11 protein-coding genes are annotated in these 9,806 nt (G+C 31.0%); 10 read left to right on the forward strand and 1 reads right to left on the reverse strand.

The genetic code is table 11. From position 1 onward, the window contains the following. Nucleotides 1–9: 9 nt before the first annotated feature. The gene (locus OC535_RS09730) at nucleotides 10–300 is read right to left on the reverse strand and encodes a transposase (RefSeq protein WP_498823696.1); all 291 of its coding nucleotides are present in this window, start codon (nucleotides 298–300) and stop codon (nucleotides 10–12) included. A 947-nt stretch (nucleotides 301–1,247) separates the two neighbouring features. On the opposite strand from OC535_RS09730, the gene OC535_RS09735 reads away from it, so the two are divergent. From OC535_RS09735 to OC535_RS09780, 10 genes are all read left to right on the forward strand, one after another. Next, entirely contained in the window at nucleotides 1,248–2,546 is a 1,299-nt protein-coding gene (locus OC535_RS09735; protein ID WP_027089463.1) for a TnsB C-terminal domain-containing protein, read from the forward strand. After that, nucleotides 2,546–3,352, forward strand: coding sequence for an ExeA family protein (locus OC535_RS09740; RefSeq protein WP_051592760.1), 807 nt, complete (start codon nucleotides 2,546–2,548; stop codon nucleotides 3,350–3,352). Before OC535_RS09735 ends, OC535_RS09740 begins: the two co-directional genes overlap by 1 nt. 12 nt (nucleotides 3,353–3,364) lie before the next feature. Beyond that, the gene (locus OC535_RS09745) at nucleotides 3,365–3,703 is read left to right on the forward strand and encodes a DUF6618 family protein (RefSeq protein WP_498823073.1); all 339 of its coding nucleotides are present in this window, start codon (nucleotides 3,365–3,367) and stop codon (nucleotides 3,701–3,703) included. 327 nt (nucleotides 3,704–4,030) lie between these two features. Further along, on the forward strand, nucleotides 4,031–4,246 hold the full coding sequence (locus OC535_RS09750; RefSeq protein WP_498823697.1) for a hypothetical protein: 216 nt from the start codon (nucleotides 4,031–4,033) through the stop codon (nucleotides 4,244–4,246). 558 nt (nucleotides 4,247–4,804) lie between these two features. Beyond that, complete coding sequence (locus OC535_RS09755; protein ID WP_498823698.1) at nucleotides 4,805–5,179, forward strand: hypothetical protein; 375 nt, start codon at nucleotides 4,805–4,807, stop codon at nucleotides 5,177–5,179. Between the two features lie 466 nt (nucleotides 5,180–5,645). Further along, nucleotides 5,646–6,161 carry a hypothetical protein gene (locus OC535_RS09760; RefSeq protein ID WP_498823699.1) on the forward strand — a complete coding sequence of 172 codons (516 nt, stop codon included), beginning with the start codon at nucleotides 5,646–5,648 and terminating at the stop codon, nucleotides 6,159–6,161. Next, on the forward strand, nucleotides 6,161–6,496 hold the full coding sequence (locus OC535_RS09765) for a hypothetical protein (RefSeq protein WP_498823700.1): 336 nt from the start codon (nucleotides 6,161–6,163) through the stop codon (nucleotides 6,494–6,496). The genes OC535_RS09760 and OC535_RS09765 overlap by 1 nt, the downstream gene beginning before the upstream one ends. 20 nt (nucleotides 6,497–6,516) lie before the next feature. Next, nucleotides 6,517–7,533 (forward strand): zinc-dependent alcohol dehydrogenase, encoded by a 1,017-nt coding sequence (locus OC535_RS09770; protein WP_498823701.1) that lies wholly within the window; start codon nucleotides 6,517–6,519, stop codon nucleotides 7,531–7,533. A gap of 249 nt (nucleotides 7,534–7,782) precedes the next feature. Next, entirely contained in the window at nucleotides 7,783–8,781 is a 999-nt protein-coding gene (locus OC535_RS09775; RefSeq protein WP_227052526.1) for a LacI family DNA-binding transcriptional regulator, read from the forward strand. A gap of 126 nt (nucleotides 8,782–8,907) precedes the next feature. Next, on the forward strand, nucleotides 8,908–9,696 hold the full coding sequence (locus OC535_RS09780) for a PTS transporter subunit EIIC (protein ID WP_498823702.1): 789 nt from the start codon (nucleotides 8,908–8,910) through the stop codon (nucleotides 9,694–9,696). The last annotated feature ends 110 nt before the right edge of the window (nucleotides 9,697–9,806 follow it).

The raw sequence follows: 9,806 nt of genomic DNA on the forward strand, positions 1-9,806 counted from the left end.
CCTGCTTAGTTAATTCCCCAGTATGCCAATAGCCTTTTTTAGGACATCTAAAGCATCCTTTGTATCCTTAAGTTCTTTTTTTAGTTTGGCAATTTCTTTAGCTTCATCACTGGAATAGTTGCCACTGCCCCTGGAATTAATTGTACCATTATTATTTTTAGCATCTTTAAGCCACTTGTGAACAGTACTGTCAGCAACACCAAAGTGTTTGGCAATAGCGACCTTGGATTCATCAGGGTGCTGCAGTACATAGTCAACAACTCCCTGTTTAAATTCATCTGTAAATGTTGGTTTACTCATTGTTAAACCGCAAATTCTCTACAAAAAAAATAATACAAAAACTGCAAATAAAAAAAACAAACGGATTAAGAAAGATGCCGTTTCAAACTGCACTGCATCAACCTTAATCTGTTTTTTATTTGCAGAATAGTGTATGATATCTATCGATCAATATTATGAAAGGAAAAAGAAAAGAAACAGCCCGTTAAAGCTTCTCACCCTCTAACACTGTCCCTTTTCAATCGTCAGTTGATACTGATGATACAAATTATATGATACAGGATTTTATACTCAATATCAAGTCAGCTTTTGATTCTCAAAATATTAAATTCTATAATGAACCTTCTTTTTCACAAATCCGCGATTTCGAATTCTACTGTCTCAATCATTTGGAGCTGTCATCTTTACATACTCATAACGGCATCGTCTGTAAATCTTCCAATATCAAATATTATCAGTCCTATCAGAGACATTATATCTCTTTTCATAATGGCCAAATTGATGATCAGATGCTTGAAGTCCCTGTGATGTACTGCCGTAATGACGGTCATTTTCATTCTATTTTGCCTGCTTCTTTTATCATACCTCATTCATCATATTCCATATTTTTTGTACTTCATGTCCTCTCTTTGAAGATGTTTTCTTCATTGACCATTGAAAAAATCGTCAATATATTTCAGATATCTGTTTCAACACTTTACCGCTGGATAAAAAAATATTCATATTATTTAAGGATATTCAGCTTTTTAAAAAATAAATATCATATGCATTTCTTCATTCATTTGATCTATGACTACGAAAGTCTCATCAGTGATATTTTCGGTATGACTCTTCATACTCTTTTTCAAAACAGTCGCAAGCTGTTTCAATCAATATCCTGATCGTTCTTGAAAGATAATCAAATAAATATGTTGGCAATGTCATTTCATGATTGTCTGTTCTATACTCAAATCAGGAGGTAAAATAATATGAATATACAAAAAACAGACAGCTATGAGTATCGAAAGCTTGTAGCACAGGTCAAATTTTCGATGATTGCGCCAGTTGTTTCACATACATTTACTGATGATTCTATAACTGCCTATTTCAAGCGCATTGGAAACAGTGAAATTGAATGGCCTGATGGTACAAAACGCCACTTTTCTGGACAGACAATGAAATACTGGCTCCATATTTACAGAAAATTTGGCTTTGAAGGACTTATGCCTAAAGATAGACTCGATCTTGGGAGAGTCAGGAAACTTGATGAGGAACATAAGAAATATATCGCTAATCTCATTAAAGAATATCCTAAAATAACAGGAGTTATGATCTATGAAAAAATGATCGAAGATGGTGTGTTAAATCAAGGAGACTGTTCGGTAGATACGGTTCAGCGTTATATCAAAAACAGTGGTTTAAGAAACGGACAGGGTAAAACACTGACCAAAGAAAGAAGGGCTTGGGAATTTGCCCATTCATGTGATGGATATGAAGCTGATACATGTCATACATTTTATATTTTTGATAAAAATGGAGAATATCGAAAAACATATCTGATAGCTATTATTGATAATCATTCAAGGATGATCGTTGGTGCTGAATTCTTTTTCAATGATAATGCAGTCAACTTTCAAAAAGTGTGGCATGATGCTGTTTTAAGGTATGGGAGAAGCAAAGTCATTATCTTAGATAATGGAAGCAGCTATAAAAATAAGAGCACAAAAGAAATAGAAGCAAAATTGGGAACTAAGATTATCTATAATCCCCCTTATTCTCCAACGGGAAAAGCTGTTATTGAAAGATTTTTTCATACCATGAAAATGAGATTTTTAGATGTACATAAAGGAAGTGATTATCAGTCACTCCATCAATTGAATGATGATCTCAATAAATGGATCAATGAATACAACAGAACGGTCCATTCATCCATGAAAGATGATGAACACGATAATCATACACCATTTGAAAGGTATATGTATGATATGAGAGATATTGAAGTATCAAGACTTTCCAATAAATCACCGGCTGATTATTCTTCATGGCTTGATGATGTATTTCTTCATGAAACGACAAGAAAGGTTAATGGAGATTCAACAGTTCTTATAGAGAATGTATTATTTGATGTTCCTTCTGTTTATATAGGGATTCGAGTTATTATTCGTTATAATCCTCGTACTTTTGAAGGAACATATCTTTATGATACATCACAAAAGAAAAAAGTATTCCTAAAGAGAACAGATAGAGTTGAAAATGGAAAAACAAGAAGAGAGGAGATCATTTACTGATGGAAATGACAACATATTATGGAATGGATAAAAATCCTTTTACCAAGGATGCAACAGTTTCAACACTTTATGCATCGAATGATTTCAATCAGATGACAAATAGACTGGATTTTATCATACGTTCAAGGGGTATTGGTGTATTTTTAAGCAGTCCAGGAATGGGAAAGACGACATGTTTAAGAAAGACACTTGAATCACTCAATCCAAATCGTTATGTCGTCATCTATATATGCATGACAACTATAACAGCGATTGATTTTTATCGTATGCTTAATGATGCACTTGGTCTGGAAGAAACAACGAAGAAATCGCAAATGTTCAATCAGATACAGGAAGAACTCAAAAGACTGACATCAGAAAACAAGATGGAAGTCATCATAGCTGTTGATGAGGCACAGTTTTTAAGAAAAGAAGTACTCAGAGAATTCATCATGCTTATGAATTTTGATTATGATTCTAAAGATTACTGCACACTTATATTTGTAGGGCAGAATGAATTTTTAAGAACATTAAGACTCAAATCACTTGAACCATTTAGACAACGCATCAATATGAATTATACATTTACTGGCTTCAATGAAGAAGAGGTCAAAAACTATGTTGTCTCAAGACTCAAATCAGTTAACTGCAGAAGCGATCTTTTCAAAGAAGAATGTTATCATACACTATATTCATTAATGAATACTTCTGTAAGAATACTCAACCTTTTAATAAACAAGAGTCTGATACTGGGAATGCATTATAAAAAAGATGTAATAGATAGTGAATTAATAATGAAAGCAAGCAAGGAATTGATGATTGGGTAATGATTATGGATTATATATAGAAATTCACAAGAAGAAAAGTGTGTAGGAACAATAGAAGGACTGGTAATAACACCAGTATATGATTTTTCAATAAAAATAAAAGATAAAATAATATGGTGTCAGATGGAGCATTTATTAAATGAATGGTGCATACATTTTATTGATATTAGAAAAAATGTAGAACTTGCACATCCAAGAGATGTCTATTGGAATATGAAAGCGATATATGAAGTATTTGAAGATATTGAAATAAGTTTAAAAATAGCATATGGAATAAAAGCGATATATGAAAAAACAAGAGAATGCATAATTGCATTCTTTTTTTATTTAACAGATAACAAGTTAAAATAATTTGCGGTTACAATTCAAAAAGTATAAAAATCTGATTATTTTAATTTGCAGTTGCAAAGTGGGGAGAGTTTGCAGTTTAACAACTCATAATCATATACCTCTTTCATTTCTTATAATTAACTCATGACATTGTACCACAGGACTGCTAATTCTTCCATTTAACTGGTACAGTTTTTATTCTAGCACCATATCGTTAATAAGACAGAGCTTACAAGATTAGAAAGAAATCTTGATTCTTGTTTCTGTGAAATTATAGAATTACAAAAATCTGTTCGTTCTTATGCACTTACTATTGTTTTAACAATAGCAATGATCGGAACGATATTTATGGCATTTTCAACATTTGCAGTTATTCAAGAGCCGCCACTAGTTATCCCATGTATTATATTTGCCATTCCAGGTTTTATTGGCTGGATTTTGCCTTGCTTCTTAAATAAGAAGTTGATGGAAAAGCAACGAAAAAAAGTCATTCCTTATGTTGAAAAAAAGTATGATGAAATAGATCAGATATGTGACAAAGCTATTCAACTTAAGAATTTATAGTTGTTTAATTACTGAGGTTTATTTTACATGATAAGAAAATTGAAAATAAAACATATAATACAGCAAATAAAAGCACTAAGTTTTAAGTATAGGATACTTCTTTATATCATTACACTTATTTTTTCAACTATATCGCTCATACAGGTATCTACACATATGTTGTCAGAATGGATAAGTATCATAATTTATGTTATAGCCGCTATATCATTTATTGCATCAACTTATTATATTGTTATTTATTCTAAAAAAAGTATATTACAAATGAAAAAGATATAAGTTTATCAATAAAATACATTCAGATTATCGATATAAAATTTTTGTTATGACAAGCTGTAGTCTTATTTTAAATATAATATTTGCAATTTTTAATGGGATCATTGGTATTATGCATTGCTCGCCATGGTTTATTACGTTATCAGCTTATTATATATTTTTAAGTATTATGCGTTTTATGGTTATTAGATCTGAATCAAAAATATCAAAAATGAAACGTACCCAGCGAGTCTTGTTACAGGAAATAAATATATATATTCTCGTTGTGGGATTTTATTGATTTTGATGACAATAACATTAATAGGAGCAGTAGTTCTCTTAGTTAATTTTGAAGGAGGTAAAAGTTATCCTGGATATATTATTTTTATTGTAGCTGGATATACCTTTTATAAGGGAATTTCATCGGTAATTTATCTTTTTACCGTAAATAAATTGAAATCACCTTTATTAAAAGCAACTCGAAGTATTGGTTATGTTGATGCATGTGTATCTGTATTATCATTAGAAAGTGCAATGATAGCTTCTTTTGGAAGTGGAAATATTAAATCTGAAGAAATATTGTATTTAATATCCGGTGTTGCTGTATGTTTGATGGTATTTTTTATTGGGATTAATTGTATTGTATCATCAAAAAAGATGAAACGGTATTTAGATATATAATAATGAGATAGGTATGAAAATGGAGAGTAAATTATGGAAAAATACGTTCTGGACAATCTTTTCTTTATCGTAAAGAAGGATTGAATTGTACTGTTATTGATGTGCGATTAAAAAAGAAAATCAGAGGGTCTATCTTAACACAGGCATTAAATGAAGCAATGAAAAGACATCCTTTCTAGCAAGTAAACTAGTTGAAAAAAATGGTGATTTTTATATTGCTGATAATCAAAATATTGCTTTAACAGTTAGAAGAAGTAAATCTTTCCGTTCTTTAGGAAGTTTATCAAATTCTTATCATTTAATTGAGGTTAGCTATTATAAAGAACACATCTATGTTTCATTTCATCACGCCTTATGTGATGGAGGAGGAATCAAACCATTTGTTGAAACACTGATTTATTATTATTTTGTTAAACTTAATAATAGAGATTATGATGCACTCCATGTCAGAAAATCAACTGATTCAATGTTTTTTTATGAAACAGCAGAACTGTTTCATAAAAAATATGAAGTTCAGTCTTTTGAAGAACCTCTTATTAATAAAGATAGTTTTAAACTTCCCGAATATGATCATCAAATAGAAGATGAAGATTATCGTTTTGAAATAGAAATAAATTCTCAGGAGTATTTATCATTTGCCAAAAGGGTCAATGCAACACCGGCTATTTTGATGTCTTATTTAATTTCAAAATCGATATATATCAATAATTCAAATATAGATAAACCTATTGTTTGTTCTATAGCAACTGATATGAGAAAGGAATTAGGGTTGCCTCATACTCACAAAAACTGTGTCAGAAGTATGTATCTTTCATTCGACCAAAAAGATAATCAAATGAATTTAAAAGAATTATGCACAAAATATAGAGAAAGTATAGCTAAACAGCGAGATCTAAACTATGTCAAACAAACAGCGAATATGTTTAGTGGTATGAATGATAAATTAGATCAACTCAAAACAATGGAAGAAAAGAAAAAATAATGTCTTTTTACGATACGATGACAATTAATAGTTTTGTTTTAAGTTATTTAGGTACATTTGATTTAGGTGAATGCAACCAGTTTATTGATGCTATTCATTTCTATTCAGGTGGAATCAAAGGTATAACAGTAAATATGACAGCTACATCGCAGTCATTTAATGTCACTTTTATTCAGAATATTGAAACAGAAAAATATGTGCGATCATTTATGCAATTATTAAAAGAATTGAAAATAAGTTATTGCTTAAATGATAAGATAAGATTTTCAACGACAAAAGATAAAACTCAAAAAACAGCTCATTATCAGTCTGAACGTTTTCAAATAAAATCGTAATGAAAGGGAAGTGTATAAAAATGAAATCAGGAATTTATTTAGGAAAAGAAAATGTCGAAATAAGAGAAGTTGAAATGCCAGCAATAGGTGACAACGATATTCTTGTAAAAAACCTATATGCCTCTATCTGTGGAACAGATGTGGCTGTTTATAAACATGGTCCTAATACCGGACATAAGGTAACTATTGGTGGTGAATTTGGTCATGAAATGGTTAGTAAAGTTGTAAAAGTTGGAAAAAATGTTAAAGCTATACATATCGGTGATGTTGTTTATCCATATCCGTTACTTGCTAGAGGAGATCCTGCACGGGCTGGAACAACAGGAGGATTTTCTCAGTATATTCCAATTGTCAATGCAACATTAAATAAACAGATTTATAAAATTAGTGATAATATTTCACTAAAAGCAGCTTGTTTGATTGAACCTTTTACTGTAGGCTGTCGTGCTGCAAGAAGAAGTGAACCAAAAGAAAATGAAACTGCAATCGTTTTTGGGGCTGGGACGATTGGAATTGCTGCAGCTATAGCCTTAAAGTATTTTGGTTGTGATAAGGTCATGGTCTGTGATATATCTGACTTTCGACTTGATATAGTTAAAAAATTAGGTTTTGAAGTATGTAATAATGGTTGTGATGATTTAAAAACAAAGGCTATCGAATATTTTGGAAAAGCGCCTTCGTTACAAGGAACTACCGCTGATGTTGATATTTATATTGATGCTGCTGGAGTTGATTCAATATTAGAAATATTCCATGATATGGGCAAGATTATTAGTCGTATGGTCGTTGTTGCAGTTAATGCTGGAAAAAGACCAGTAGATATTTTACATATGACTTATGCTCAACAAGCACTTATTGGTAGTGGTGGATATTTTCCAGAAGATGTTGAAGATGTGATGAAGATAATGGAAAGTCATAGATGGGATATAGAATCAATTATTACTCATGAATATTGTATTGATGAATTAAAAAAAGCAATCGAAAAAGCTTCGTATCCTGAAGAAGCATTAAATGTTATTATTGATTATTCTAAATAAAAGGAGGTCTAAAAAATTAATATAATCTAAGGCTATTAAATGTTGTGAAATACACCAGCTCAATATAAGCTATGAATCATTATAATGTGCATTGTCATCTAGAAAGAGGCAAAAATAAAAATGCTGTTTTTATAACTGATAAATATAATTCGTTGAAAAAATGTAATTAAAAATTTAAATAATGAGTTTTTGTACTATAGAGATATGATGGTTTATTTGTTATAATGTTTTGTAAGTGAGTGGATGAAAATGAAAGATAAAAAATTAACAATGCAGGATATCGCAAAAATGGCTGGTGTAGGAAAAACAACTGTTTCACGATATTTTAATGGTGGTTACGTAAAAGATGAAACCCGCGATAAAATTAAAAAAATAATTGATGAATATCATTATCAGCCAAATACTTTTGCCCAAAGTTTAAAGGCGAAGGAAACAAAGATCATAGGCATTATTGCCCCTACGTTAACATCAATAACTTCTTCAAGAGTGCTGATGTCATTAGATGCTTATTTAAAAGATCAGGGGTATACACCGTTGATCATCAATACAAATCATGATGAATTAGAAGAATTGAAGTCAATAGAGAAACTATGGCATATGCGAGTTGATGGAATCGTTTTATTAGCGACAGATGTGACAATGGCACATCATACTTTATTGAATAAGCTTGATATACCGATCGTATTTTTGTTTCAGAAGATCAGTGATGGTATTTCTATACTTAATGATGATTATCATGCTGGTTACGATATTGGAAGACATGTTGCTAAGAATCATCACAAAGACATTGTTTTCTTAGGGGTTGGCGGATACGATGAAGCAGTAGGATATGTCAGAAAAAAAGGTGTCATGGATGCTTTGAAAGAATATGGTATCGATCATGTAAAAATGGTAGAAACAGATTTTACTTTTGATAAAACAAGGAAAGTTGTACATAATTTATTAAAAAGACATCGTCCTTCTATGATTATTTGTGCAACAGACAATATTGCTTTAGCGACTTTTAAAGAATTAAAAGAAGCTAATATCAAAGTGCCTGAAGAAGTTTCTTTGACAGGCTTTGGTGGTTATGAAATATCAGAATTGATCACACCTAGTTTATGTACGATTCGTTTTGATAATGAAGAAGCTGGAGTCTTGGCTGGTTACACGATCATACAATTGATCAAAGGTGAAAGTGTTGATAAAGAAACGATAATTGGATATCAATTTATCCCAGGAGAAAGTGTAAAGAAGCTGGAGAAATGATGAATTTCTCTTTTTTTATAAAAAAATATGAAACCGATACCACATTATTGTTGACAAGCGCTTACAATTAGTGTATATTGATGTTGTAAGGAACCGGTACCATAAAATATAAAAAGGAGAAGAAAAATGGGAGAAACGAAACAAGAAAAGTATTCACGAATTTCAAAAGAGATAGTGGAATATGTAGGAGGAATGGATAATATTCAAGGAACTGCACATTGCGCTACAAGATTAAGAATCGTTCTAAAGAACAATGATTTGGCTGATATGGAAAAGCTCGATGATGTAGATTTAGCAAAAGGGGTATTTATTGCTGGAAATCAGTTACAAATTATTTTTGGAGCAGGTCTTGTTAATGAAGTTTATGAAGTTTTTAGTCGCTATACGCATACTGAAAATATGTCTTTAGGAGATATTAAAGATCAAAGTAATAAAAAACAAAATCCAGTTCAAACTGTTATTAAATCATTATCTGATGTTTTTATTGATATCATGCCAGGTATCCTAGCGGCAGCTTTATTAACAGGGATTACAGGTGTTTTAGGAAATTGGGATGTTGTCAAAAATAATGAAACATTATTTGCACTCAATAAGCTTGTCAGTTTAGCATCAAATGGTATTTTCGCTATTTTACCAATGGCTGTATGTTATAGTGCGTGTAAAAGATATGGCGGGAAACCGATCTTAGGTTTAGTTGTAGGTGCGATCATGTTGGATTCTTCACTAGCTAATGCTTATTCTGTTGGTAGTGGAACAGTCGTACCAGATGTTATTCGGATTTTTGGTTTACCAATCGAACTTGTTGGTTTTCAAGGAGGAATCATCATTGCATTAATGATGGGATTCGTTACAGCAAAATTAGATATTTTCTTTGATAAAAAAATACCTGATGTCGTGACAATGTCATTAAGTTAGGCATTAAAATACTGAAAAAGCTCTTTAATGTAATTTAAAGAGACTTTTTTATTTAGCTATTGACAAATAGTGAGAATCGTGTGGCTAGTAATGAATAGCAAAATATTCAT

Origin of the sequence: Clostridium sp. Marseille-Q5894, from assembly GCF_946902305.1 — a bacterium.
GTDB lineage: Bacteria > Bacillota_I > Bacilli_A > Erysipelotrichales > Coprobacillaceae > Thomasclavelia.